The sequence below is a fragment of the Vibrio sp. 1978 genome (genome assembly GCF_033344345.1).
On the sequence record NZ_JAWPOP010000136.1, the window covers coordinates 1 to 1,127 of the forward strand.

The 1,127-nt window shown below is 44.5% G+C and carries 1 pseudogene; it reads right to left on the minus strand.

Annotated elements, in window-relative coordinates:
- A pseudogene (locus R8N49_RS25040) lies at positions 1 to 1,032 on the minus strand (hybrid sensor histidine kinase/response regulator); the annotation flags it as partial.
- Between the last annotated feature and the right edge of the window lie 95 nt (positions 1,033 to 1,127).

Consider the following 1,127-nt stretch of genomic DNA (forward strand, 5'->3'; position numbering starts at 1 on the left):
TTTTTCTGGAAGTTGAACCACGAGCGCCCATGTAATGCCGCGTGTTTGAATTGGGGCAAATGCAGCGATAATTTCTTCGCCAAGTCCATTGGTGTAGGTGCCAACGTCGGTTTGTCCCGCTAAAGCTTTATCGATGACTTCAAGACTGTTTTGAATACTGTCTTGCTTGGTATTAATCGTACGTGGTTGCTGATCGCTGCCGACCAGTAGAGTGTTGATGGACGATTCACGGTTTTTATCTGCAATCAGCTTGGTAATGCCGTTGTTTGGTAAACGGAACATAGCATAGCTGTGCAAATAGCCTTGCTGAACGATAGGTGCACCAAGCCAAGCGACTTGTCGACCATGTTCCAGTTCAAAATCAGAAATAATGACGGGCGTATAATCTTCATTCACTTTGCGGCGTTCGTTGACGTCATCAGCTAGACGTTTAAAGGTTTTACCTAATGCCGAGTCTTTGTAGCGCCCCGTTAGTAGGTTAGTACCGTAGTTGTCGTCTTTGGTGATGGAATAAGTCACGTTGCCGTTAATATCGACCAGCAAAATATCATTAAAATCTGAGCGTTTGAGTAGCTCCAGATATGCCCAGTGATAACGTTTGTGGAGTAAGCGATAACGCTCACTGCCGACATAATTTGAGGACTCCGGCAAAATCGATGTTTTGATTTGGTCACCGCTGCCTTCGATATAACGTTGCTGAGCATTTTCACGTGCTTCTTCAATATCATTGCCTAAACGGCTAAATGCATTGACGAGGCCGTAAAAACGACCACCACTGGCATACGCGAGCTCAGAGCGTACAAATCCCATGACTTCGGTTTCTTGCGCTTCGAAGTAGTCGAGGATCTGTTGTTGTTTGGTATCACGAACAGAAAGCAGATGTGAAGTGCTCTGTTCTTGCAGATCTTTACTATGGGATTGCAGGAAAAAAATCGCAGTGATGGTAAGAGGCGTAATGCTGAGGACAAGAAACGCAGTCATCAGCGTACTCTGAAGGCGCTTAAATTTCTGTTTTTTGTAGAATTTAAACATGGATAAGATTACAACTCGTAAAGGGCTCGCACGGGTTGAAGGTGCTCGCCTAGGTTCTCGTTAAAAACGGATAAGAAGTTAAATTCGATAGAATT